Raw genomic sequence first — 23,879 nt, 5'->3', positions numbered from 1 at the left:
TTACTAAGCGGTAGCTTTGGGGATTGCGGGGTGGTGACAAGATCGGGTCGGGGGGATGAGAGGATGGGGTAAGAGCCCCTGCCGGCCCCCCCTCCGGGTGAGGATCCGGCAATTTCTAGGTAAGTGTCCGGACACGTCCACAACCTCGGGCCCCTGTTTTCCCTCTATGAGGACATGAGCCTCACCGGGACTCCGTTCCTCTACACGACCATCGTGCTGTCCGTGGTCGCCCTGATACTGCCGTTCGTCCTCTGGTCGAGGATGCGGGGGCCCAAAGCCCTGCGCGCAGCGGCCCGTGCGCTGATGCTGCTGTTCGCCCAGGGAACGGCCGTCATGCTGGTCTTCGTACTGGTCAACAACCAGAACAACCTGTACGACAACTGGGCCGACCTGCTCGGCACCGGCAACCACGTCCAGCAGGCCGCCGACCTCGGCAAGGACGGCACCGGCGGCATAGCGTTCAAGAAGCTGCCCAAGGTCAAGCAGCACTTCGAGCAGGCCGACGGGCCCGGCATGCACGCGGCCGGCGGGGTGCAGGTCACCCAGCTCAAGGGCCGGGTCTCCGGAGTGAACGCCGAGGTCTACGTCTGGCTGCCGCCCCAGTACAACGACCCGGCCTACCGTCACAAGAAGTTCCCGGTCGTGGAGCTGCTGCCCGGCTACCCCGGCTCCGCGAAGGCCTCGTTCGGCTCGATGAAGGTCCACGAGCAGCTGCTGCCGCTGATGCAGAGCGGCCAGGTCGCCCCCTTCATCCTGGTCGCCCCGCGCACCAACCTGCTGGCCGGCGTGGACACCGGCTGCGCCAACATCCCCGGCACGGTCAACGCCGACAGCTGGCTGAGCATCGACGTGCCGAAGATGGTCATGGACAACTTCCGCGCCCTGCCGGCACCTCAGGGCTGGGCGGTGTCCGGCTACTCGGCGGGCGCGCACTGCGCGGTCAAGCTGGCCGTGGCGCACCCGGACCGGTACCGGGCCGCGGTGGGCATGTCCGGGTACAACGACCCGATCGGCGAGCGCAACTCCCTCGCCTCGCAGAACCCCACCCTGCGCGCCCAGAACAACCCCTTCCTGCTGCTCAAGAAGGCGCACGTACCGCCCCGGATCGCGCTGTACATCTCCGGCGAGTCCGGCGACGGCTACCAGGCGGGCGTGGCGCTGGAGTCCGTCGCCAAGGCGCCGACGACCGTGCACGTGGTGTTCCTGCCGCGCAGCATGGGCGGACACACCATGGCGCTGTGGCGGCCGCAGGTGCCCGACGTGTTCCGCTGGCTGACCCTGCAGATGGGCCAGAACCACGCCAAGGGCCAGGACCGGTCCCTCGCCGGGTCCACCTCCACCGGGTCTACTCCTCTGACACCGTCGAACGACGGTTCCAGGCGCGCGGCGCTCGCCAGTGGAACCTCATCGCCAGCAGACGCAGAACGAAAGCGGTGACGACGGCGAGTCCGCTGGTGAACGGAGTCAGCACGTCGTAGTGGATGGAGAGCACCACCATGGTGGCGCCGACCATCGCCGGGACTGCGTACAGGTCGCGGTCCCAGCGCAGCAGCGAGGGAACCTCGTTGGCGAGCACGTCCCTGAGCACGCCGCCGCCGACCGCGGTGGCGAGGCCCAGGGTCGCGGAGGCGGTCAGGTTGAGGCCGTAGGAGTACGCCTTCGTCGTACCGGTCACACAGAACAGGCCGAGGCCGGCCGCGTCGAAGACCAGGACCGCCGACTGGATGCGCTCCACGTGGGGATGCAGGAAGAAGACGACGAGCGCGGCGAAGAGCGGGGTGACGAAGTAGCCGAGGTCCGTGAAGGCGGCCGGGGGTACGGCCCCGATGACCAGGTCGCGGAAGAGCCCTCCGCCCAGCGCGGTGACCTCGGCGAGCACGGCGATGCCGAACACGTCGAAGTTCTTCCGGACGGCCAGCAGCGCGCCGGAGATCGCGAACACGAAGATGCCGATGACATCGAGCGTGTGCTGGACGGAGGGACTGAAGAGTTGCTGCAGCTGCACCCTGACATTCTTACCTGTCAGGGCGCGTGAACCTTACAAAGCCAGGCCTACACGCTGGGCTTGCCTGTCGTGAACAGCCAGGTGTCGAAGAGGTCGTCCAGCTGCTGTCCGCTGATCCGCTCGGCGAGGCGGATGAAGTCGTCCGTGTCCGCGTTGCCGTACCGGTGGAGCCGGGTCCAGGTGGGCAGCAGCCTGAAGAACGCCTTGTCGCCGATCCGTTCCCTCAGCATCTGCAGGGTCATCGCGCCGCGCTGGTAGACGGCCGAGGCGAACATCGTGTCGCGCTGCGGGTCGGCCACCGTGATCTGCCAGAAGGCCGCGTCGGCGGGGCGGGCGTTGTAGGCGGCGAGGAAGGAGTCGTGGGCCGTGCGGGTGCCCTGGTGCTCGGCCCACAGCCACTGGGCGTAGGTGGCGAAGCCCTCGTTGAGCCAGATGTCCTTCCACCGGTCCACGCTCACCGAGTCGCCGAACCACTGGTGGGCCAGCTCGTGCACGATGGTCGTCTCGTTGCGCACGGCCGAGTAGACGGGCTTGCTCTGCACCTCCAGCGAGAACCCGGCCTCGGGCATGTCGTCGACGATCGCGCCGGTCTCCTCGAAGGGGTAGGGCCCGAAGACCTGCGACCAGTAGTCGGTGGCGGCGGCCGTGACGCCGTACACGTCGACGTTGTTGCTGTTCTGCAGGACGGGGTCGATGGCGACGTAGATCGGGATGCCGCCCGGGGTGCGGCCGGTGCGCACGTCGAACTTCCCGATGGTGGCGGTGGCGAGGTAGGTGGCCATCGGCCTGCTCTCGCGCCAGTGCGTGTACGTCGAACCGCCCCAGTCGTACGTCGACACGAGCCGGCCGTTGGAGACGCCGGTCAGGCCCTTTGGCGCCTTGATCCGGATGTCGTACGTGGCCTTGTCGGCGGGGTGGTCGCTGGACGGGAACCAGGTGGAGGCGGCGTTGGGCTCGCAGGCGACGAAGACGCCGTCGGCGGTCTTCATCCAGCCGTACTTGGAGCCGAAGACGATGGGTCCGCCGAGGGGCTCGGGTATGCCGCCGTAGGTGACGGACACGGTGAACTCGCGGCCCTTGGCGAGGGTGCCGCGCGGGGTGACGGTGACCTCGTCGCCGTCGCGGGTGAACTGGGCCCGTCTGCCGTCGACTTCGACCTTCGTGATCTCCAGCTGCTGCAGGTCGAGGTCGAAGGAGGAGAGGTTCTGGGTCGCGCGCGCGGTGAGGGTCGTACGGCCGTCCAGGCGGCCGGTGTCGGGGGCGTAGGCGATGTCCAGGTCGTAGTGGCGGGCGTCGAAGCCGCCGTTGCCGAGCTGGGGGAAGTAGGGGTCGCCGATGCCGGGTGCGCCCGCGGTGGGGGCGGGAGAGGCGGCGATGACCAGGAAGGAGGCCGCCGCGGTGGCGAGGGCCCCTAAGCGTGCCGAACGGGAGAGTGCCATGGTCGTCCCTTTCGAGCGTGTGCCGGTCGGTGGACGGACACGGACGACTCTGCACTCTCCCGTTCCTGCATGTACATGACTTTGCCCAGTTGTCATGCGCTACTTGTCGGTTGACTCCTGGGACTTGGGGGCCGGAGCCTCGGATTCCGTAGCGGCGGCCTCGGGCTCCGCCTCGGATTCCTCGACCTCGGCATCGGCATCGGCATCGACCGACGCCTCCTCAGCCACCTCCTCAGCCGACTCCTCGGCCGACTCGGCCGGCTCCGCAGCCGCGACCTCGGCGGCCAACGCCGCCGACGTCTCCGCCGACTCCTCCAGGACCGCTTCACCGACCAGTTCGGAGGCCTCCTTCGCCGCCGTGAGCAGGACCGTGTCCTGCGGGGCCTGGTCGGCGAAGTTCTCCGGGTGGTGGCAGGCGACCCGCTGACCGGGCTTCAGCTCCAGCAGCTGCGGCTCGGTCGTCTTGCAGATCTGCGTCGCCTTCCAGCACCGGGTGTGGAAACGGCAGCCGGAGGGCGGCGCGATGGGCGACGGGACGTCACCGCGCAGCAGGATGCGCTCGCTCTTGGTGCCCCGCCGCTTCGGGTCGGGAATCGGCACTGCCGACATCAGCGCCTTGGTGTACGGGTGCATCGGCGCCTCGTACAGCGAGGAGCGGTCCGCCAGCTCGACGATCTTGCCGAGGTACATCACCGCGATCCGGTCCGAGACGTGCCGGACGACGGACAGGTCGTGCGCGATGATCACGTACGTCAGGCCCAGCTCCTCCTGGAGGTCGTCCATGAGGTTGACGACCTGGGCCTGGATCGACACGTCCAGCGCGGACACCGGCTCGTCGGCGACGACCAGCTTCGGCTTCAGGGCGAGCGCGCGGGCGATGCCGATGCGCTGGCGCTGACCGCCGGAGAACTCGTGCGGATAGCGGTTGTAGTGCTCGGGGTTGAGGCCGACCAGCTCCAGGAGCCGCTGGACCTCCTTCTTCACCCCGCCCTCGGGCTCCACGCCCTGGAGCCGGAAGGGCGCCGCGACGATCGAGCCGATGGTGTGCCGGGGGTTCAGGGAGCCGTACGGGTCCTGGAAGATCATCTGGACGTCGCGGCGCATCGGGCGCATCTTCCCGGTGCTCAGCCGCGTGATGTCCCGGCCCTCGAACTCGATCGTGCCGCTGGTCGGGTCCTGGAGCCGGGTGATGACCCGGCCCATGGTCGACTTGCCGCAGCCCGACTCGCCGACGACGCCCAGGGTTTCGCCCTTGCGCACCTCGAAGTCGATGCCGTCGACCGCCTTCACGGCGCCGACCTGGCGCTGCAGGAGGCCCTTCTTGATCGGGAAGTGCTTCGTCAGGCCCTTGACCCTCAGCAGTACCTCACGCTCGTCGGAACCGTCCTCGGGAGCCGACGCCTGCTGCGGGACCTCTGCCTTGCCGGCGGCGTCCCCGACGGTGTCTGTCTTCTTCGTCTCACTCACAGCTTCGGCGCAATCTCTTCGGTCCAGATCCGCGTGCGGTCCTCGGCCGAGAGGTGACAGGCGGACCAGTGGCCGCCCTCCACCTGCTGCAGCTCGGGGCGCACCGTGCGGGTGACGTTCCCCTTGGGGAGGTCCGCGTACGGGCAGCGCGGGTGGAAGGCACAACCCGAGGGGACGTTGATGAGGCTCGGCGGCTGGCCCTTGACCGGGATGAGCCGGTCGGCGGTCTCGCGGTCGATGCGCGGCATCGAGCCGAGCAGGCCCCAGGTGTAGGGGTGCTGCGGCTGGTCGAAGATCTCCCCGACCGGTCCGCGCTCCACGCACCGGCCGCCGTACATCACCAGGACGTCGTCGGCGATCTCGGCGACCACGCCGAGATCGTGCGTGATCATGATGACCGCGGAGCCGAACTCCTTCTGCAGATCCCGGATCAGGTCGAGGATCTGCGCCTGGACGGTGACGTCGAGGGCGGTGGTCGGCTCGTCCGCGATGAGCAGTTCGGGGTTGTTGACCAGCGCCATCGCGATCATGGCGCGCTGGCGCATACCGCCGGAGAACTCGTGCGGGTAGCCGTCGATGCGCTTGGCGGGCTCGGGGATGCCGACCCGGTCGAGCATCTCGATGGCGCGCGTGCGGGCCACCTTCTTGCTGACCTTGTTGTGGACCCGGTAGGCCTCGATGATCTGGTCGCCGACCTTGTAGTACGGGTGCATCGCGGACAGCGGGTCCTGGAAGATCATCGCCATCTTGCGGCCGCGCAGCCGGCGCACCTCGTCCGGGTCGGCGCCGATCAGTTCCTGGCCGTCCAGCCACACCTCGCCGGAGACCTTGGCGTTCGCCGCGCGGTGCAGACCCATGAGGCCGAGGGACGTCACGGACTTGCCGGAGCCCGACTCGCCCACGATGCCCAGGGTCTGGCCGCGCCGCAGGTCGAAGCTGACACCGTCCACCGACTTGACCAGACCGTCGTCGGTGTTGAAGTGGATGCGCAGATCGCGAACGGAGAGGAACGCGTCTTGGGCGTCGGAAGGGGCGGCGACGTCCTCGGCCGGTTCGCCCAGCGCCGCCTTTTCGAGCTTGCTCACGAGTACCTCACGCGGGGGTCGATGGCTGCGTACACCAGGTCGACGACCAGATTGGAGAAGACGATGAAGAAGGCGGCGACCAGGGTCACGGCCATCACGATGGGCAGGTCGTTCTCCTGGATGGCCTTGATCGAGTACGCACCGACGCCCTGGAGGGAGAAGACCGTCTCGGTGAGCACCGCGGTACCGATGAGGGTGCCGAAGTCGATGCCGAAGATGGTGACGATCGGGGTGAGGGTCGCGCGCAGGCCGTGCTTGGTGACGACCGTGCGCTCCTTGAGGCCCTTGGCCCGGGCCGTCCGGATGTAGTCCTCGCTCATCGTCTCCAGCATGCCCGCCCGGGTGAGCCGGGCGTAGGTGGCGGAGAAGAGGAACGCGAGGCTGACCCAGGGCAGCAGCAGGTGCCAGGCCCACTCACCCGGGTTCTGGGTGAAGGGCACGTAGTCGGTGCTGTCCCAGATGGGCCACTGGTAGATGAACAGCGCGTTGATGACCTGGCCGGTGAAGAAGATCGGGAGCGAGACGCCGGCGAGCGCGATGAACATCGAGATGCGGTCGACGGGCTTGCCCTTGCGCAGCGCCGAGATGACACCGGTGGTCACACCGAAGATCAGCCAGATCACGGCCGCGCCGACGGCCAGCGAGAAGGAGACCGGGATGCGCTTGGAGAGCTCCGGCCACACCTCGATGTGATTCTTGAAGGAGTACCCGAAGCAGGGGGCGCTGCAATGCGTCGCGTCGGGACCGAACTTGTAGTCGGCGCCTACGAACAGGCCCTTGATGTAGTCCCAGTACTGGATGTAGATGGGCTGGTCGAAGCCCAGGTTCTTCTTGATCGCGGCGATGGACTCGGGGTTGGCGTCCTTGCCGACGTACTGGGTGGCCAGCTGGGTGGCCGTCTGGCCGCCCAGGCGGGGGACCAGGAAGAAGATTGCGAAGGTGACTGCGCTGACCACCAGCAGCAGCACCAAGGCGCCGAAGACGCGTCGGATGATGTACGCAGCCACAGCTGTGCGGCTCCGGGGGGCCGGGACGGAGTGTGTCCGTCCCGGCCGCCCGGCGCCTTCACCTGCCTTTCAGGGGTATCCGGCCTGCTGTTACTTGGAGGAGCCCAGCAGCGTGTAGTCGTACATGCCGAGGTACGCCTGCGTGACCGTGACGTTGGTCGCGGACGTAGGCCTGATCAGCAGGTTCTTGCGGTAGATCAGCGGGACGACCGAGGCGTTGTCCAGGACCATCTTGTCGATCTCGCCCCAGGCCTTGGTGCGGGCCGCGGAGTCGGTGTTCGAGATGGCGTCCGACAGGGCCTTGTTGATCTTCGGGTCGTTCAGCTCCATCAGGTTGTTGCCGCCCGAGGGCTTGATGGCCGAACCGTCGATGATCTGGTCCAGGAAGCCGTAGCCGGTCGGCCAGTCGGCGCCCCACGCCATCATCATCATGCCGAGCTTGTGCTGGTGGACGTAGCTCGGGACACCGGCGAAGTTGGAGAAGTACTTGCCGGAGGGGAACTGCTTGATGTCGACCTTGATGCCGACGCCCTTGAGCGAGTTCTGGATGGCCGTGGCGGCCGCGACCTCGGCGGGGCGGTCGGCGCGGGCCGTCAGCGTGGTGGAGAAGCCGCTCGGCTTGCCGCACTGCTTCAGCTCGTCCTTGGCCTTGGCCGCGTCACCCTTGTGGCCCGCCGTGGCGTAGGTGTCGAACTTCGTGTAGCCGTTGACCGACGGCGGCAGCAGCGTGGTGGCCACGTCGCCCTTGGGCGATCCGCCCATGGCGTCGATGACCGACTGCTTGTCGAGGGCCCACTGGACGGCCTTGCGGCAGTGGGCGTTGTCGAACGGAGCGACGTGCAGGTTCAGGGCCATGTAACCCGTGGCACCCGCATACGAGTTGTCCGTCTGCTTGGCGTACTTGCCGTTCAGGATCTTCGGCTGGGTCTGCGGCTGCACACCGGCGCCGGTGATGTCGGCCGTGATCTTGTCGGCGAGCAGGTCGTTGTCGACCGTGACCGGGTTGACCTTGAACTTGATGTTGATCTTGTCCGGCAGCGCCTTGCGGATCGGGTCCGACTTCGGGTCCCAGTTCGGGTTGCGGACGAGGGAGGCGCTGGCGCCCTCCTCGTACGAGGCGAACTTGTAGGGGCCGGAGGACACGATGTGCTGGACGTACTTCGCGCCGTCGTCCTTCGCCTGCGGCACGGGGGCCGTCTGGGAGAAGGTCGCCAGGTAGTCGAAGTCGGCGAAGGGCTTGGCCAGGTGGAAGACGATCGTCTGGTCGTCCGGGGTCTCGATCGAGTCGAGACCCTTCTTGTCCTTGTAGGGGCCCTTGTACTTGTCGCCGCCCTTCAGGTACGCCTTGAAGTACGTGGGGCCGTTGGACAGGGCCTCGGGCGCGAAGTTGGAGCGCTCGACCGCGTACTTGACGTCCTTGGACGTGATCGGCGTGCCGTCGTCGAACTTCAGGCCCGAACGCAGGTGGTACGTCCAGGTCTTGGCGTCGGCGCTGGCCTTGCCGAGGGAGTCGGCGAGGTCGGGGACGACGGTCAGGCCGTCCTTGCCGGCAGCCGGCTTGAAGGTGACGAGCGTACGGGCGTACAGACGCGAGAAGTTCTGCACGAAGCCGTAGTACGTGTTGCCCGGGTCCAGGGAGTCCGGAACGTCGGAGTCCTCGAGGTTGACCGTCCCTCCCTTCTTGCTCGACGCGTTGACGATGGAGTTCAGCGCCGCGTCCTTCTTGCCGGCGCCACCACCGCTGTTGTCGTTGCTGTCTTTACCGCCGCCGCACGCGGCAGCGCCGAGCGAGACCGCCAGGACCGTCGCAATAGCGGCGGTAACCCTTCTCGTCTTCACGTGAGGAATGCCCCCTCGATCGATGTGGATCACTTGCTGCGAGGGTCGAGCGCGTCACGCAGCCCGTCACCCAGCAGGTTGAATGCCAGGACGGTGATGAAGATCGCCAGTCCGGGCACGAACATGAACTGCGGATCCGCTGTGTAGAGATCCACGGCGTTGCTGAGCATTCCGCCCCAAGAGGCCTGCGGCGGTGCGATACCGACTCCGAGGAAGCTCAGCGCGGCCTCGAAGAGGATGTTCGTCGGGATGATCAGCGTCGAGTAGACGAGGATCGGCGCGACGAGGTTGGGGAGCAGTTCGCGGAACAGGATGTACGGGCCGCGGGCGCCCAGGCTGGTGGCGGCCTCCACGAACTCGCGCCGCGCGAGGCTCATCGTCTGGGCGCGCACGATACGGCCGATGTACGGCCAGCTGAAGAAGCCGATCACGAAGATCAGCACGCCGATGCGCAGCGACAGACCGTTGAACCCGAAGAAACCGTCCTGCACAGAGGCCGAGATGGCGATGGCGAACAGCAGCAGCGGGAACGCCAGGAAGGTGTCCATCAGCCGGCTGATGACGCTGTCGACCCAGCCGCCGTAGTAGCCGGCGACGACGCCGAGCACGGTACCGATGAGCACGGACAGCAGGGTGGCTCCGCCGGCGACCAGCAGCGAGACCCAGGAGCCCTCGATGATGCGGGCGAGCATGTCACGGCCGTACTGCGGCTCCACGCCCAGCGGGTGGTCCCAACTCATGCCGCCCCAGCTGCCCTTGGGGGCCAGCAGTGCCGGATCGATGAGGTCCTGGTGGAACTGGTTGGGGTCCAGCCCGAAAGCCCACTCGATCGGCTTCGCGAGCACCGCCATCAGCACGAGCAGGATGACGACGACGCCGCCCGCCACGGCCAGTTTGTCCCGTTTGAACCGGGTCCAGGCGATCTGTGAAAGTGAACGCCCTTCGATCTGGGCCTTCTTGACCCCGGCGAGCACAGCCTCGGGCGGGGTCTCGGCCTCGGCTCCGGTGGTCTCGATCGGTGCGGTCACTGTGAACCCGACCCCTCTAGCCGGTTGTTGCCCGGCCCGCGTCTGCCGCGAAGGTTTGCGGCTTTATCGACTTGCACTCGACCACGAGGTGAGCACCTCGTGTCTTGAGTGGGGAGTCTTCAACCTGGCCGCGATCACCCGCCAGAGTCCAAGGCGAAAGTATGCATAACCGTGATGCGGCGATGGGGATTCCGTTATCCGAACCTACGGACCCGGCTCCCGGACGCGCTGATCACACCCGGTGACCACGCACTCGTCGCCGTCGACCCGTCGCACACGGCAGGGCGGGGTATGCCGCTCAGTAGGCGCCGTGCACGGGCGGATATCCGTAGCCGGCAGCCGGGGCCTGCGGCTGGGGCTGGGGTGCGACCGCGTGGGCCTCGCGGTCGTAGAAGGGGCGGGCGTTGGCCCGCATCCACATCACGACCGGGTCGTAGTCGTCGGTCATCGCGACCGTCGACACCGGCAGCCCGTCCGGGACCGCGCCGACGGACTGCTGCATCATCGCGCGCACCGAGTCGACCGCGGCCGGCGAGGTGTCGTACACGTCCAGGCCGATGGCGAGATACGGCGCCCCGAGCGCGGGCTGCACCCAGGCGCGGCGCAGGGAGCGCAGCGCCGGGGTGCGGTGGGCGTTCTGCGCGAGCAGGGCGTAGAACTGCGGGATGTCGATACCGGGTTCCGCGAGCCGCAGCGGGCCGGCGGGCTGGCGGTCCAGGCCGGTGGCGATGCGGCGCAGGTCCAGCCAGGGGATGCCGACGCCGCCGCCCGGTGCGTGCGGGTTGAGCCAGAGGCCGTAGTGGTCGGGGTAGAGGGTGCGGGCGACGTCCAGTCCGTCGACCACTTCGTAGGAGCGGTTCCAGCCGCTGGCCGAGAGTTCCTGTGCGGAGGTCACACAGGGGGCGTAGCTGAAGCCGTCGACCTCCATGTTCCCGTACTGGGCGTCGGGGGAGCCGGCCTGGCCGTGCCACAGGAGCATCCAGATCTGGCCGGAGGAGGGGGTGGCGAGGGCGCGCAGCAGTGCTTCGTAGGCGTCGTAGCGGCCGGGGGTGACCTGGCGCAGCATGTGCTCGACGCTGCCGCTGTGGCTCGCGCTCACCTGTCGTGCCCTTCTCTTTTCAGTGCCCCTCGTTTGGGGACAGCTTAAGCGCCTACCGGGTTGGAGCCCGATGTCTGTGCGCGGGTGCCGGTGCGTTGTGGCTTGTCGCGCAGTTCCCCGCGCCCCTGGGTCAGCTGCCCCTGGGGTCGGCTTCTAGTGGCCGTACTCGTAGAAGGGTCGGACGTTTGCCCTGAGCCATTCGGCCACCGGGTCGTCCGTCACGTCCAGGAGGACCAAGTTGACCGGCCACTGGACGGGGACGGTGCCGAGGGCGCGGCCCAGGGCTTCCAGGGGGAGGGCCCGGATGTCGCCCTCGTACTGGGTGAGCTCGACGCCGACGAACATCACCGGGTCGGCCGTCTCGACGGCGGCCAGGCAGCGGCGGGCGCTGAGGACCACGCCCGTGGCGGCGAACTCGGCGGAGGCGGCGGAGAGGAAGTCGACCGGGTCGTCCTGCCAGTCGGGCTCGAAGAGGCGGACCCGGCCCCCGGTGCTGGGTCCGTCCAGCGGCGTGCGGCCCGCGCGGCACAGCTCGGCCACCGCCTCGGGCGGCAGCGGCACGCCGACCACGCCGTCGGGGTTGACGGCGATGCCGACCTGCGGGGGCAGACCGCGGGCGAACTCCACCGCCGGGGCGATGGTGTACGACATGTGGGAGCCGGTCGCCTGGCGGAGCTGCTCCTCGGAGCTGAAGACCGGGACGTACACCTGGCCCTCGATCTCCAGGGTGGGCAGGTCGAGCGGGCCGCTCTGCGGGCCGCCCCCGTTCGGCAGCGGGATCCAGAGGAAGCTCCGGCCCAGGACCTCGATGATCCGGCCGCCGGCGGCGGGTATGCCGAGGGAGGCCGAGAGCACCTCCTCCAGCTCGTTGCCGGGCCAACCGCCGTGCGGGTGGGGGTGCGCCTGTGCCGGGAAGTCCGCGGGAGTGTCCGCCGGGAAGTCCATCTGCCTACCGCCTGCTGGGAACCATGCTGTGGATCAAAAGGCTAGCGGGTGCCTGTGACAGCGGCGGCTCCGCTCAGCCGGTGAAGGCTATGCGGTGCAGGACGTCCGCCGCGTCCCGGTCCAGCAGCACGGCCGAGCCGCAGCCGGCGGGCAGCTCGCCCCGCTCCACCGCGCGCAGCAGGCGGCCGGTCGTACGGCGGTGGCGGCGGAAGGCGTACCGGGACACGCCGCGGCCGCGCTCGCGCTGGCCGTCCCGGGCGGTGCCGGGGGTGACGTCGAGGAGCAGCAGGTGCAGGGTGCCGCCGCGGCGGCGGGCCTCGCGGGCGAGCCAGGCGCGCACCCAGGACTGGGTGCCGCAGTCGTGCACGACGACCCCGTCACCGGTGCGCAGGGCGCGGCGCAGCCCGGCGTAGTGGGCGAGGCGGACCAGCGGGCGGTAGAGCGCGTAGGGCAGGAGGCGGGGCATCCGGGCGTCCCAGCGGTCGCGGGTGTCCTGCGAGTCGATGCGGTGGCCGGGGACCGCGCGGTGCATCAGGGTGGACTTGCCGCTGCCGGGCAGGCCGGTGATCACCACCAGGTCACGGGCGCCGAAGAGCAGGGCGTGCGGGCTGTGGCCGGCACGGTCGCGCAGGTCGCGGACGACCGGGGCCGGGCGGTCGGCGCAGCGCTCGCGGGCCGGGGCGGAGGGCTGCTTCGGCACCGCGACGCCGGTGGTGGCGGCGTAGGCCGTGGTCCTGTTCACCGTGATCGTCCTCCCCTGTGTGCGTAGAGACCCCTTGCCCTTCGGATGTAAAGAGAAGGTAATGCGCCGTGTCCAGTGGTTCGGTGCGCGTACTGCCACAGCTCGGTTACAGATGCGGCCCTGACGGGTGGGGGCGCGGCGTGCAATGATGTGCCCGCCAACTGCATACCGGCCGCTTGAATCCGCGCGGGAGAGTCCCTGGCAGCACTGATGCCGGGGCGCCGAAGGAGCAAGTCCCTCCCTTGAATCTCTCAGGTCCCCGTTACCGCGCGGGCGAGGCACATCTGAAAAGCGGGCCGCTGTGTCAGCGGCTCCACCCAAGGTGCAAGCCGTGATCGTCCCTGTGGCGGTCTCGGCGAACCTCTCAGGTTCCGATGACAGATGGGGAGGAACTTCCTCGCCCGTCAGCCTGCCCTGGGAGACGACCGACCGATGAGCAGTACCGAACTCCGTCACACCGCGCTCGATGCCCTGCATCGCTCGCTCGGCGCGACGATGACCGACTTCGCCGGCTGGGACATGCCCCTGCGCTACGGCTCCGAGCGCGACGAGCACCTCGCGGTGCGCACCAAGGCCGGTCTCTTCGACCTCTCCCACATGGGCGAGATCACCGTGACCGGCCCGCAGGCCGCCGCCCTGCTGAACTTCGCCCTGGTCGGCAACATCGCCTCCGTCGGTGTCGGCCGCGCCCGCTACACCATGATCTGCCAGGCCGACGGCGGCATCCTGGACGACCTGATCGTCTACCGCCTCGCCGAGACCGAGTACATGGTCGTCGCCAACGCCTCCAACGCCCAGGTGGTGCTGGACGCGCTGACCGAGCGTGCGGAGGGCTTCGACGCCGAGGTGCGCGACGACCGGGACGCGTATGCCCTGATCGCCGTCCAGGGCCCGGAGTCCCCCGGCATCCTGAAGTCCCTCACCGACGCCGACCTGGACGGCCTGAAGTACTACGCGGGCCTGCCCGGCACGGTCGCCGGCGTCCCCGCGCTGATCGCCCGCACCGGCTACACCGGCGAGGACGGCTTCGAGCTGTTCGTGAAGCCGGAGCACGCGGTGGAGCTGTGGCAGGCGCTGACCAAGGCCGGCGAGGGCGTCGGCCTGGTGCCGTGCGGCCTGTCCTGCCGGGACACCCTGCGCCTGGAGGCGGGCATGCCGCTGTACGGGCACGAGCTGACCACGTCCCTGACGCCGTTCGACGCCGGGCTCGGCCGGGTGGTGAAGTTCGAGAAGGAGGGCGACTTCGTGGGGCGCGAGGCGCTCACCGAGGCCGCCGCCAAGGCTGAGGAGAACCCGCCGCGGGTGCTCGTCGGGCTGATCGCCGAGGGTCGCCGGGTGCCGCGCGCCGGGTACGCCGTGGTCGCGGGCGGCCAGGTGATCGGCGAGGTCACCTCCGGCGCCCCCTCCCCCACCCTGGGCAAGCCGATCGCCATGGCCTACGTCGACGCGGCGCACGCGGCGCCGGGCACCGAGGGCGTCGGTGTGGACATCCGGGGGAGCCACGAGCCGTACCAGGTCGTGGCACTGCCCTTCTACAAGCGCCAGAAGTAGACACTGGGCGCGGTCCGTCCCCGGGACGTGACGCTGCGCACATTCACCTGCTCATCAGCAGGTCCAGCAGTCCCCCATTCACCAGCACTCCCGCGCGTACAGGAGAATTCAGGCCATGAGCAACCCCCAGCAGCTGCGCTACAGCAAGGAGCACGAGTGGCTGTCGGCCGCCGAGGACGGCGTCTCGACGGTCGGCATCACGGAGCACGCGGCCAACGCGCTCGGCGATGTCGTCTTCGTCCAGCTCCCGGAGGTCGGTGACACGGTGTCCGCGGGCGAGTCCTGCGGCGAGCTGGAGTCGACCAAGTCGGTCTCCGATCTGTACTCCCCCGTGACCGGTGAGGTCACCGCGGTCAACCAGGACGTCGTCGACGACCCGTCGCTGGTGAACTCGGCCCCCTTCGAGGGCGGCTGGCTGTTCAAGGTACGCGTCACGGACGAGCCGGAGGACCTGCTCACCGCCGACGAGTACACCGCCTTTTCCGCCGGCTGAGGAGTCGTAGCCGTATGACTGTCCTGAACACGCCTCTGCACGAGCTGGACCCGGAGATCGCCGCCGCGGTCGACGCCGAGCTGAACCGCCAGCAGTCCACGCTGGAGATGATCGCGTCCGAGAACTTCGCGCCGCTCGCGGTGATGGAGGCCCAGGGCTCGGTCCTCACCAACAAGTACGCCGAGGGCTACCCGGGCCGCCGCTACTACGGCGGCTGCGAGCACGTCGACGTCGCCGAGCAGATCGCCATCGACCGGATCAAGGAGCTGTTCGGCGCCGAGTACGCCAACGTGCAGCCCCACTCCGGCGCCTCCGCCAACCAGGCGGCCCTGTTCGCGCTGGCCCAGCCCGGGGACACGATCCTCGGCCTGGACCTCGCCCACGGCGGCCACCTGACCCACGGCATGCGCCTGAACTTCTCCGGCAAGCAGTTCAACGTGGTCGCGTACCACGTGGACGCCGAGACCGGTCTGGTCGACATGGCCGAGGTCGAGCGGCTCGCCAAGGAGCACCGCCCCAAGGTGATCATCGCCGGCTGGTCGGCGTACCCGCGTCAGCTGGACTTCGCCGAGTTCCGCCGGATCGCCGACGAGGTCGAGGCCTTCCTGTGGGTCGACATGGCGCACTTCGCGGGCCTGGTCGCCGCCGGTCTGCACCCGAACCCGGTCGAGTACGCGGACGTGGTCACCTCCACGACCCACAAGACGCTGGGCGGCCCGCGCGGCGGCATCATCCTCGCGAAGAAGGACTTCGCGAAGAAGCTGAACTCGTCCGTCTTCCCGGGCTTCCAGGGCGGCCCCCTGGAGCACGTGATCGCGGCCAAGGCGGTGTCCTTCAAGGTCGCCGCCTCGGAGGAGTTCGCCGAGCGCCAGCGCCGTACGGTCGAGGGCGCGCGGATCCTCGCCGAGCGGCTGACCTCGGCCGACGCCCGTGAGGCCGGCGTGAACGTGCTGTCCGGCGGCACGGACGTGCACCTGATCCTGGTCGACCTGCGCGAGTCCGAGCTGGACGGGCAGCAGGCCGAGGACCGCCTCCACGAGGTCGGCATCACGGTCAACCGCAACGCCGTCCCGAACGACCCGCGCCCGCCGATGGTGACGTCCGGTCTGCGGATCGGCACGCCCGCCCTGGCGACCCGCGGCTTCACGGCCGAGGACTTCGCCGAGGTCGCGGACGTGATCGCCGAGGCGCTCAAGCCGTCATACGACGCGGAAGGCCTGAAGGCCCGGGTCAAGGCCCTGGCCGACAAGCACCCGCTGTACCCCGGTCTGAGCAAGTAGTTCCTTTTTGTAGGGTGCCCCGCACACTGGTAGGTGAGTGGGGCACCCTCCCCCGCACCACCCCCCGTATTGAGGAGTCCCCCCGTGGCCATCTCGGTCTTCGACCTGTTCTCGATCGGCATCGGCCCGTCCAGCTCCCACACGGTCGGCCCGATGCGCGCGGCGCACATGTTCGCGCGGCGACTGCGCAACGAAGGGCTGCTGGAGTCCGTCACGTCGATACGCTCCGAGCTGTACGGCTCACTCGGCGCGACCGGCCACGGCCACGGCACGCCCAAGGCGGTGCTGCTCGGCCTGGAGGGCGCCTCGCCGCGCACGGTGGACGTGGAGACGGCGGACCAGCGGGTGGAGGACATCAAGACGACCGGGCGGCTGAGCCTGCTCGGCGAGCACGAGATCGCGTTCGACTTCGACGCGAACCTGAAGCTGCACCGCCGCAAGGCGCTCCCCTACCACGCCAACGGCATGACCCTGTGGGCGTACGACGCCGCGGGCACGGAACTGCTCTCCAAGACGTACTACTCGGTCGGCGGCGGCTTCGTGGTCGACGAGGACGCGGTCGGCGCGGACCGCATCGTGCTGGACGACACGGTCCTGAAGTACCCCTTCCGCACCGGCGACGAGCTGCTCCGCCTCACGAAGGAGACCGGCCTGTCGATCTCCTCGCTGATGCTGGAGAACGAGCGGGCCTGGCGCACGGAGGAGGAGATCCGGGCCGGCCTGCTGGAGATCTGGCACGTGATGCGCGCGTGCGTTACGCGCGGCCTGTCCCGCGAGGGCATCCTGCCCGGCGGTCTGAAGGTCCGCCGCCGCGCGGCCGTCACGGCCCGCCAGCTGCGCGCCGAGGGCGACCCGCTGGCGCACGCCATGGAGTGGCTCACGCTCTACGCGATGGCGGTGAACGAGGAGAACGCGGCGGGCGGCCGCGTGGTCACGGCCCCCACGAACGGCGCGGCCGGAATCATCCCGGCGGTCCTGCACTACTACATCAACTTCGTGCCCGGCGCCGACGAGGACGGCGTGGTCCGCTTCCTCCTCGCGGCCGGCGCCATCGGCATGCTCTTCAAGGAGAACGCCTCCATCTCCGGTGCCGAGGTCGGCTGCCAGGGCGAGGTCGGCTCCGCCTGCTCCATGGCGGCCGGCGCCCTCGCGGAGGTCCTCGGCGGCAGCCCGGAGCAGGTCGAGAACGCCGCCGAGATCGGCATGGAACACAACCTCGGCCTCACCTGCGACCCGGTCGGCGGCCTGGTCCAGATCCCCTGCATCGAGCGCAACGGCATGGCCGCGGTGAAGGCGGTCACGGCCGCGAAGATGGCGATGCGGGGCGACGGCTCCCACAAGGTGTCCCTGGACAAGGTCATCAAGACCATGAAGGACACCGGGGCGGACATGAGCGTGAAGTACAAGGAGACGGCGCGGGGCGGGCTCGCGGTGAACATCATCGAGTGCTGACGAAGTAGGTCCTGACCAGCGCGTTCGTGTCTTTCGGCGCTGTCAGGGCCTTCCCTGCTTACGCGGCGGAAAGTCCCCGGAATGTCCCTGGGACAGTCGTGAAAGTCCCCGAAAAGTCCCCAGGAAAACGCTAGAGGATCGGCCGCTGACCTGGGGTTCGCGGCACTCACTGCTGTCGAACCATCGGCGTCCGAGTGGTGGGGGAAGGCAGAATCCCCCAGCCCAGTAACAAGAGTCTTGTTAAACTTGCCGCATGGCTACCTCCCCGGCTCCCGGCGAAGGCCCCGTACGCCCTGTCTCCGTCTCCCTCCACGAGGGCACGATCGCCGCCCTCAAGGCACGCACCGGCAAGCGCGGCATGTCCGCCTACGTCGAAGCCCTCATCCAGCGGCAACTGGAGCGGGACCGGCTGCGCGAACTCATCGAAGGCGCGGAAACCGAACACGGCCCCGTAGACCAGGCCGCGGTCGAGGCCAAGCGAGCCATCCTGCGCGGGGACGCAGCAGGTTCGGCGGACGCCGCGTGAGCGGCACCCTCGTCCTGGACTGTGAGGGCTTGTCCAAACTCGTACGACGCACGCCCGAACTCACCGAGTGGCTGGCCGCGGCCGAGGCCGAGGACATCCCTGTCGTCACCAGTTCCGTCACCCTTGTCGAAGCCCGCGACCCCAAGACTTACCAGGCCCGCTTCGACTACGCCGTCTCCCGCGTCAACATCATCCCGCCCACCGAAGCCATCGCCCGCCACGCCAGCAAACTCCTCGCCGCAGCCGGACTGCACGGCCACAAATACGCCCTTGACGCCATCGTCGCCGCCACCGCACTCTCCTCACCCGCCCCAGTGACCGTCCTGACCTCGGATCCGGAGGACCTCCGCACGCTGTGCGGTACCGGCATCCGTGTGATCAAGGTCTGAGGCAGTGCGAGCCGGGCTGACATCGGCTGCAGGCGATGTGAATCCGGAAACGGGTGACGGCACGCGTGTCCTGGTGAAGGACGAGCCTCACCGTGCACTCCGCAGCGTCGTGTCCAGCCTAGGGCCGTCAGTCCTCGATGACCGGGCGGCACGGTGACAGGAACGGATCGAGCCGGTCCTGTACCTCGCCCCTGGCCATGACACGGACCCGAAAGGCGCCGGGCCCCGGCGGGTGGTCCATGTCGGCGGAACGTTCGTAGAGCAGGCCCCAGGAGCCGGGGAAACGGCGGGCGATGAAATGGATCAGGGCGTCCAGCTCCTCGGCCTCGTCACGGCGCCGGTTCACCAGACCGTCCGCGCGCACGAAGTACTCTCCGTTGTGGACCTTCAACGTCGCCTCGCCGGTCGCCCAGTCGATGCGGTCGATGGCCGACCGCAGTTCGGCCACGCCCTCCTCGAGGGTTCCCGCGTCCGCCTCTTCGGGGGACTCGGCGATGCCGAACCAGCCATGGAACTCGTACATGTGCCTCTCACAGCGGTGTCGTGTCGATCACGGGCTCGATACCGTACCGCCTGCCATACTCCTGGAGCTTCACGATCACTCCGGGCCCCGGCTCGCCATCGAAGTGGAAGTAGGGGGTACGGCCGGACTGTATTGCATACACGAATGTGGCTTTTGCCTGGTTTCTGAGAGCGCTGCCCATCTGCATACCCCCTGGTTTTGACTGAGCCACGTAGTCGTCGCTGATCGCGTCGATCTCCCGCCCCTTCGGGTCGTGCTCGAACTTAACCCGGGACTCGCCGCCGAGCCGCTCGGCCAGGGCATCGGCGGCGGGGTCGGGCTTGTTGACCTTGACGAGACTGCCTAGGCCACCATTCTTCTCGTACGGCGCGAGGCCGAGCGGGTCGCTGGTGGTGTGCGGGTTGTGCACGTAGCCAGCCGGGTCGGGGGCCGGCGCCAGACCGAGCGGGTCGGGGGTGACGTAGCGCGGGGTGTACGGGTCGTAGTAGCGGTGGTGGTTGTAGTGGAGGCCGGTCTCGGGGTCGAAGTACTGGCCGGGGAAGCGCAGGGGGGTGTACGCGGTCGCGTTCGCGTTCCACGTGGTGACGCCCCACAGCGTGGTGCGACTGTGCCAGGCGATGCAGCCTTGTTCGTCGATGAGTTCGGTGGGTGTGCCGATCAGGTCGGTGGCAACGGCGAAGAAGCGGGCGTCGATCTCGTCCTGCGTGGCCGCGTCGATGAGCCGCTCGGTCTGAGCGACGGGCGCCAGACCGTCATAGTCCCAAGTGAGAGTGGTGCAGTGGGGCACCTGTCCGGTGGGAGCCGTGGACTGCTCGGCCAGGACAGGTCCGTCCCAGACGAACTCCGTGCGCTCGACGACCCGATCGCCCTCGACTGACAGCCTCTCCTTTGCGGTGCGGCGGTCCAGCGGGTCGTAGCGGTACCGCCAGACGGTGCCGTCGGGCGTGGTGACGGAAGTCAGACGGTCTTCGGCACGTCATGATCGAGATGCTCGGCGGCTTCCTCATGGTCGGCCGCATCCGCGACGGAAGCTGCCTCGGCGTCCTGGCTGCCGAGGGGTGCGATGTCGGTCTGGTCGGCTACGAAATGGCCGTCCTCGCCGATCGCGCCGGCGAACTGCTCACCCCGCAGTTGGTGCGCGAACTCAACTCCGCGCCCGCGACCGCGGGATAGGCGCGGCCACGCCTTCCGCGAGCGTTCCCGCGTCACTGTTCCTCCGGAGGCTACCGCAGAGTAACCACCTGCCCTTACGCTGCCGCCAACTTGGCGACAGCAAAAGGGAGTTCAGGCATGCGCATAGCGAGACGGCTGGCGGCGCTCGTGGGCGCCGCCGCTCTGTTGGCGGCGGTACCGGCACACGCCCACGCGGCGTCGCCCAGGTTCTCCGAGACGACGGCCATCGGGACGCACAACGCATACGAGAAGACCAAGTACACGTACTTCGCCCAGGCGTTGGACTCCGGCGCCTCGCTGCTGGAGCTGGACGTGTACGTGGACAGCCTGACCCACCGGTGGCGGGTGAGCCACAGCAATCCGCTCGGCAACGACAACAACTGCGAGGCCGCGAAGACGCCGAGCGAGCTGTACAGCAAGAGCCGCAACCAGGACCTCGGCAGCTGCCTGGACAACATGGCGGCCTGGAACCAGCTCCACCCGGACCACGCCCCGATCGTCGTCAAGGTCGAGATGAAGGTCGGCTTCAACAACAACCGGGGCCTCGGCCCGGACGAGTTCGACACCCTGGTGTCGCAGAAGCTCGGCAGCAGCGTGTACAAGCCGGCCGACCTACTGGGCGGCACCTACTCCTCCTTGGACGCGGCGGCCAAGGCCAACGCCTGGCCCACGCGCGACTCCCTCAGGGGCAAGTTCCTCTTCGAGCTGATCCCGGGCACGGTCGAGCAGGCCAACCCGTTCGACCACTACTGGACGGACGAGGAGTACGGCGACCACCTTCGCGACCTGTACGCGGCGGGGACCATCGGCCGGGCGCAGGCCTTCCCCGCGGTGCTCGGCGCCGAGAGCGGCGACCCGCGCACCGGCCGTTACGACGCCTCGATCCGGCCCTGGTTCGTGTTCTTCGACGGCGACGCGGCGACGTACGTGAACAACGGGTACGACACCTCGTTCTACTCCGCGAACCACTACATCCTGATCACGACGGACGCGAACAACGTGTCCCCGGCGATCTCCTCGACCAACCCCACGGACGCCGAAGTCGCCTCCCGGCTGGCCCTGTTGGCCAAGGACCACGCGAGTCTCATCACCTCGGACTGGTCGGCCGAGCCGGCTTCGGTGCTGGGGTCGGTGACGACTCGGGGCTGACCTTGGGAGAAGCCGAGGTTCCGGGCGCGGCGAGGGATCGCCCGTGCCAAGGTGGGGCATACACCAGTCAACTCCTGTCACCCCACTGACACTCAAGGAGTGCCCCATGCTCCACGGCATAGACGTCAGCGCGTACCAGTCGGCGTCATACGACACGGACGGCCTCTCCTTCGTCTTCATCAAGGCGACGGAGGGGCGTTCGTACATCAACCCGAGACTCACCGCCCAGGCCAAGACCGGCCGCGATGCCGGACTCGTCGTCGGCTTCTACCACTTCCTGTGGCCGGGCCATACCAAGGCCCAGGCCGAGTACTTCGTCCAGCACGCCCCCGAGAAGGCGGGTGACCTGCTCGCCGTCGACTGGGAGACCACCAGCGACGGCACCCACGCCAGCAACGCGGAGAAGGACCTGTTCATCCGGACCGTGAAGGAACTCCGCCCCCACAACAAGGTCCTGCTCTACGCGAACCGGGAGTACTGGCTGAACGTGGACGTCACCTCGTACGCCGGCGACGGCCTCTGGATCGCCGACTACGTGACCGCGGGCAAGCCCCGCATCAAGGCCAAGTGGCGTTTCCACCAGTACACCAGCGAGCCCCACGACAAGGACGTGGCCGACTTCGCCGACCGGGCCGCCCTGCGCAGGTGGGCCACGTCCTAGCGGGGTGCGGGCAGCCTAGCCGCGGAAGTCCGCCGGACGTTCCGGAGAGGCCTCCGCCAGGGCCTTGCGTACGGCCTCCAGGCCCGCCTGGAGGCCGTACACCGGGGTGCCCGGCTGCTGGCGCCAGGAGTCGTCGATGCCGCCCGCGTCGACCGTGTCGAAGCCCAGTTCGTCGATGAGGTCGCGCACGACCCGCTTGGCGGCCTCGTCGTCGCCGGCCACCGGCAGGGCCATGCGCTCGGGGTCGCCGGCCGGGCGGGGGCGGTCCAGGATGTCCTGGGCGTAGGTGCCGTTGAAGGCCTTGATCACGGGATGTCCGAGGTGCCGTTCCGTCCAGCGGCTCTCGGTCAGGCCCTCGTCCTCGATGCCGGCGATCCGGCCGTCCCGCTGCTGCGGGTAGTAGTTCCCGGTGTCGATCACGGCGACGCCCTCGGCGGCGCCGTCCAGCAGGCCGGCGGGGAGGTCGGGGACCCGCTTCAGTGGGACGGTGACCACGACGACCTGGGCGCCCTTGGCCGCCTCCGCCGCCCGGACCGGGGTCGCGCCGGTCTCCTCGGCCAGTTCCCTGAGGGTCTCGGGGCCCCGCGAATTGGCCACGGACACGTCGTGGCCGAGGGCCGTGAGCCGCCGGGTGAGGTTGCCGCCGATGTTGCCCGCGCCGATGATGCCGATCTTCATTGCACGCCCTTCAGGATCGATGCATGTGCATGCTTCCGTTGCGGGCGACAACCTTGCGCGGAACGAGCCTATTCCGGTGGCTACGGCGAATGGATGACAGACGAAGGGGGTGCCCTCCCCACGGGACGGGCACCCCCTTCGATCGCGTCACTTGCTCAGGTAGGCCCAGAACTCGTCGAACGACAGGACCTTGTCGCCGTTGAGGTCCCGCTGCTTGATGATGGCCTCGGCGACCGCCTCCGTGACGTTCCAGTCCCCCTCCTGGGCCAGGGCGGACTTGAACTCGGCGGCGGTGATGAATCCGTCACCGTCCGCGTCGATCCGCTGGAACTGCTTGCGTGCTTCCTCGATGTCCGCCACCGATCCGCCCCTTTTGTTCGCGTTTCTCATGCCGTACCGGCGTACTGTCGCTGGTCAGATTAACGGCACGCGCGAGCGCGGAGTGCGGCGACCACCCAGGCGAAGTCCTGCTCGTGCCCCGGCTGCGGCTCCAGCCCCCTCACCACGGCCGCCAGCTCGCGATACCGCGCCACCCGCGTGTTCTCGGCCGCCTCCAACCGCTCCAGTACGGCGGCCCGGTCGGCGTCGCCCAGCAGCTGCCGCAGCAGCTCCTCGGCCTCGGGCGCCTCGGGGGCGATCCCGTCGCGGCGAGCCCCGCTCGCGAGCTGCACCAGCCGGCTCATGAACCACAGGGAGGTGCCCGAGGGGACGCCGGGACCCCGGTCCGCCGCGTTGAACTCGATCATCCTGCGCATCAGGGCCCGGAACTCCGGGTCCTGGATCAGCTCCGCCAGCTCCACCCAGGCGTCGACCTGCTCGGGCGTCGGATCGTCGGGCAGGTCGGCCGGGGCGAAGCGCAGCCGCGTCCGGATGTCGGGGTCGGCGGTGTCCAGGCCCTCGAAGATCTCCGCCATGAAGTCCTCGACGATCCGGGCTCGCTCGGCGGCCGAAAGCCGCGCCAGTCTGTTCAGCAAGGTTGTCTCCTCCGCGCTCGAACCGCGTCGTGCCACACTCGACAGCACCGCGCGAGTCACCTTGAGCGCGCGGATCTGCGCGTCCAGGGCCGCCACATGCGCGGCCGCGACCTGCGCCACCGTCCGCTCCCCGGCCAGCACCCGCCGCACGTCCTCCAGGCCGAGCCCCAGCTCGCGCAGGGTGCGGATCAGTTCCAGGCGGGCCGCGGACGCGGTGTCGTAGAGCCGGTAGCCGCCCGCGGACCGGCCCACCGGGGGCAGGACGCCCTCGTCGGACCAGTAGCGGATGGTGCGCACCGTCAGGCCGGTGGCCCGGGCCAGCTCGCCGATGGTGAAAAGTCCGGTGCCGTTGTCGATCACGTCTGCGAGTCTGG

General features: G+C 68.9%; 23 protein-coding genes, 2 pseudogenes and 2 riboswitches. Of the genes and pseudogenes, 10 read left to right on the top strand and 15 right to left on the bottom strand.

Translation table 11 applies throughout. From position 1 onward, the window contains the following. Positions 1-174: 174 nt before the first annotated feature. On the top strand, positions 175-1,437 hold the full coding sequence (locus ACZ5DS_RS14380) for an alpha/beta hydrolase (RefSeq protein WP_468237552.1): 1,263 nt from the start codon (positions 175-177) through the stop codon (positions 1,435-1,437). On the opposite strand, the gene ACZ5DS_RS14375 is transcribed toward ACZ5DS_RS14380, so the two are convergent. The 10 genes from ACZ5DS_RS14375 to ACZ5DS_RS14330 form a co-directional block, all read right to left on the bottom strand. Next, positions 1,346-2,005, bottom strand: a complete 660-nt coding sequence (locus ACZ5DS_RS14375; RefSeq protein ID WP_468237549.1) for a trimeric intracellular cation channel family protein — start codon at positions 2,003-2,005, stop codon at positions 1,346-1,348. The genes ACZ5DS_RS14380 and ACZ5DS_RS14375 overlap by 92 nt on opposite strands. 47 nt (positions 2,006-2,052) lie before the next feature. Continuing rightward, a complete protein-coding gene (locus ACZ5DS_RS14370) occupies positions 2,053-3,444 on the bottom strand; it encodes a M1 family metallopeptidase (protein ID WP_468237547.1) in 1,392 nt (463 codons plus the stop codon). 99 nt (positions 3,445-3,543) lie between these two features. Next, positions 3,544-4,911: an ABC transporter ATP-binding protein gene (locus tag ACZ5DS_RS14365; RefSeq protein WP_468237544.1), complete on the bottom strand. Its 1,368-nt coding sequence runs from the start codon at positions 4,909-4,911 to the stop codon at positions 3,544-3,546. Next, a complete protein-coding gene (locus tag ACZ5DS_RS14360; RefSeq protein WP_389182036.1) occupies positions 4,908-5,996 on the bottom strand; it encodes an ABC transporter ATP-binding protein in 1,089 nt (362 codons plus the stop codon). The genes ACZ5DS_RS14365 and ACZ5DS_RS14360 overlap by 4 nt, the downstream gene beginning before the upstream one ends. Then, positions 5,993-7,003: an ABC transporter permease gene (locus ACZ5DS_RS14355; protein WP_389182033.1), complete on the bottom strand. Its 1,011-nt coding sequence runs from the start codon at positions 7,001-7,003 to the stop codon at positions 5,993-5,995. The genes ACZ5DS_RS14360 and ACZ5DS_RS14355 overlap by 4 nt, the downstream gene beginning before the upstream one ends. A 90-nt stretch (positions 7,004-7,093) precedes the next feature. Next, positions 7,094-8,842: an ABC transporter substrate-binding protein gene (locus tag ACZ5DS_RS14350; RefSeq protein WP_468237540.1), complete on the bottom strand. Its 1,749-nt coding sequence runs from the start codon at positions 8,840-8,842 to the stop codon at positions 7,094-7,096. Between the two features lie 29 nt (positions 8,843-8,871). Further along, the gene (locus ACZ5DS_RS14345) at positions 8,872-9,870 is read right to left on the bottom strand and encodes an ABC transporter permease (protein ID WP_468237537.1); all 999 of its coding nucleotides are present in this window, start codon (positions 9,868-9,870) and stop codon (positions 8,872-8,874) included. 298 nt (positions 9,871-10,168) lie between these two features. Beyond that, positions 10,169-10,936 carry an enhanced serine sensitivity protein SseB C-terminal domain-containing protein gene (locus ACZ5DS_RS14340; protein ID WP_468238230.1) on the bottom strand — a complete coding sequence of 256 codons (768 nt, stop codon included), beginning with the start codon at positions 10,934-10,936 and terminating at the stop codon, positions 10,169-10,171. A 186-nt stretch (positions 10,937-11,122) separates the two neighbouring features. After that, positions 11,123-11,914 (bottom strand): enhanced serine sensitivity protein SseB, encoded by a 792-nt coding sequence (locus ACZ5DS_RS14335; protein ID WP_468237535.1) that lies wholly within the window; start codon positions 11,912-11,914, stop codon positions 11,123-11,125. A gap of 73 nt (positions 11,915-11,987) precedes the next feature. Then, positions 11,988-12,656, bottom strand: a complete 669-nt coding sequence (locus ACZ5DS_RS14330) for an AAA family ATPase (protein WP_468237532.1) — start codon at positions 12,654-12,656, stop codon at positions 11,988-11,990. 177 nt (positions 12,657-12,833) lie between these two features. After that, positions 12,834-12,934, top strand: a riboswitch (glycine riboswitch). Next, positions 12,935-13,047: riboswitch (glycine riboswitch) on the top strand. It abuts the riboswitch before it with no gap. 41 nt (positions 13,048-13,088) lie between these two features. Between ACZ5DS_RS14330 and gcvT the strand changes: the two genes are divergently transcribed. The 6 genes from gcvT (at position 13,089) to ACZ5DS_RS14300 (ending at position 18,347) form a co-directional block, all read left to right on the top strand. Next, on the top strand, positions 13,089-14,207 hold the full coding sequence (gene gcvT / locus ACZ5DS_RS14325; protein WP_468237530.1) for a glycine cleavage system aminomethyltransferase GcvT: 1,119 nt from the start codon (positions 13,089-13,091) through the stop codon (positions 14,205-14,207). A 115-nt stretch (positions 14,208-14,322) separates the two neighbouring features. Continuing rightward, positions 14,323-14,700 (top strand): glycine cleavage system protein GcvH, encoded by a 378-nt coding sequence (gcvH, locus tag ACZ5DS_RS14320; protein ID WP_468237527.1) that lies wholly within the window; start codon positions 14,323-14,325, stop codon positions 14,698-14,700. Between the two features lie 14 nt (positions 14,701-14,714). Beyond that, positions 14,715-15,980 (top strand): serine hydroxymethyltransferase, encoded by a 1,266-nt coding sequence (glyA, locus tag ACZ5DS_RS14315; RefSeq protein ID WP_468237525.1) that lies wholly within the window; start codon positions 14,715-14,717, stop codon positions 15,978-15,980. 84 nt (positions 15,981-16,064) lie between these two features. Beyond that, positions 16,065-17,432, top strand: coding sequence for an L-serine ammonia-lyase (locus ACZ5DS_RS14310; RefSeq protein ID WP_468237523.1), 1,368 nt, complete (start codon positions 16,065-16,067; stop codon positions 17,430-17,432). A gap of 253 nt (positions 17,433-17,685) precedes the next feature. Beyond that, a complete protein-coding gene (locus tag ACZ5DS_RS14305) occupies positions 17,686-17,958 on the top strand; it encodes a hypothetical protein (protein ID WP_468237521.1) in 273 nt (90 codons plus the stop codon). After that, on the top strand, positions 17,955-18,347 hold the full coding sequence (locus tag ACZ5DS_RS14300) for a type II toxin-antitoxin system VapC family toxin (RefSeq protein WP_468237519.1): 393 nt from the start codon (positions 17,955-17,957) through the stop codon (positions 18,345-18,347). Before ACZ5DS_RS14305 ends, ACZ5DS_RS14300 begins: the two co-directional genes overlap by 4 nt. Before the next feature lie 127 nt (positions 18,348-18,474). On the opposite strand, the gene ACZ5DS_RS14295 is transcribed toward ACZ5DS_RS14300, so the two are convergent. Both ACZ5DS_RS14295 and ACZ5DS_RS14290 read right to left on the bottom strand, forming a co-directional pair. After that, positions 18,475-18,870, bottom strand: a complete 396-nt coding sequence (locus ACZ5DS_RS14295; protein ID WP_468237516.1) for an immunity 7 family protein — start codon at positions 18,868-18,870, stop codon at positions 18,475-18,477. Between the two features lie 7 nt (positions 18,871-18,877). Further along, positions 18,878-19,843, bottom strand: a pseudogene (locus ACZ5DS_RS14290) (restriction endonuclease fold toxin); the annotation flags it as partial. On the opposite strand from ACZ5DS_RS14290, the pseudogene ACZ5DS_RS14285 reads away from it, so the two are divergent. The 3 genes and pseudogenes from ACZ5DS_RS14285 to ACZ5DS_RS14275 all read left to right on the top strand — a co-directional run. Further along, positions 19,834-20,043, top strand: a pseudogene (locus tag ACZ5DS_RS14285) (roadblock/LC7 domain-containing protein); the annotation flags it as partial. The pseudogenes ACZ5DS_RS14290 and ACZ5DS_RS14285 overlap by 10 nt on opposite strands. Before the next feature lie 117 nt (positions 20,044-20,160). Continuing rightward, complete coding sequence (locus ACZ5DS_RS14280) at positions 20,161-21,192, top strand: phosphatidylinositol-specific phospholipase C domain-containing protein (protein WP_468237513.1); 1,032 nt, start codon at positions 20,161-20,163, stop codon at positions 21,190-21,192. Between the two features lie 106 nt (positions 21,193-21,298). Continuing rightward, the gene (locus ACZ5DS_RS14275; protein ID WP_468237510.1) at positions 21,299-21,853 is read left to right on the top strand and encodes a GH25 family lysozyme; all 555 of its coding nucleotides are present in this window, start codon (positions 21,299-21,301) and stop codon (positions 21,851-21,853) included. A gap of 15 nt (positions 21,854-21,868) precedes the next feature. Here the strand turns inward: ACZ5DS_RS14275 and ACZ5DS_RS14270 are convergent, their stop codons facing one another. From ACZ5DS_RS14270 to ACZ5DS_RS14260, 3 genes are all read right to left on the bottom strand, one after another. Next, positions 21,869-22,531, bottom strand: a complete 663-nt coding sequence (locus tag ACZ5DS_RS14270; RefSeq protein ID WP_468237507.1) for an NADPH-dependent F420 reductase — start codon at positions 22,529-22,531, stop codon at positions 21,869-21,871. A gap of 147 nt (positions 22,532-22,678) precedes the next feature. After that, on the bottom strand, positions 22,679-22,891 hold the full coding sequence (locus ACZ5DS_RS14265; RefSeq protein WP_468238228.1) for an EF-hand domain-containing protein: 213 nt from the start codon (positions 22,889-22,891) through the stop codon (positions 22,679-22,681). 59 nt (positions 22,892-22,950) lie between these two features. Next, positions 22,951-23,865, bottom strand: coding sequence for a MerR family transcriptional regulator (locus ACZ5DS_RS14260; RefSeq protein ID WP_468237504.1), 915 nt, complete (start codon positions 23,863-23,865; stop codon positions 22,951-22,953). Positions 23,866-23,879 lie beyond the last annotated feature (14 nt).

The organism is Streptomyces sp. NPDC031100 (assembly GCF_055570785.1).
This window is presented reverse-complemented; position numbering and strand designations above follow the sequence as displayed.